At 49.8% G+C, this 227-nt stretch carries 1 pseudogene; it reads left to right on the top strand.

From position 1 onward, the window contains the following. Nucleotides 1–227 (top strand): annotated as a pseudogene (locus tag LD028_RS09830) (tRNA (N6-isopentenyl adenosine(37)-C2)-methylthiotransferase MiaB); the annotation flags it as partial.

Here is a 227-nt window from a genome sequence, read left to right as displayed (position 1 = left end):
GCGAGCTCGGCTACTTAAAGCCGCTCAAAACGACGAACCCGGACTTATTGCTCGGCGTGTGCGGCTGTATGTCGCAAGAAGAATCGGTTGTCAAGAAAATTTTAAAGCAATACCAATACGTCGACCTTATTTTCGGCACGCACAACATCCATCGCCTGCCGTACATTTTGCATGAGGCGTACATGTCGAAAGAAATGGTCGTCGACGTATGGTCGAAAGAGGGCGAC

This window comes from Anoxybacillus sp. LAT27, from assembly GCF_022030075.1.
GTDB classification, from domain to species: Bacteria; Bacillota; Bacilli; order Bacillales; family Anoxybacillaceae; genus Anoxybacillus; species Anoxybacillus kestanbolensis.
The sequence above is the reverse complement of the archived record's forward strand: the minus strand, read 5'-3'. Positions and strand labels throughout refer to the sequence as shown.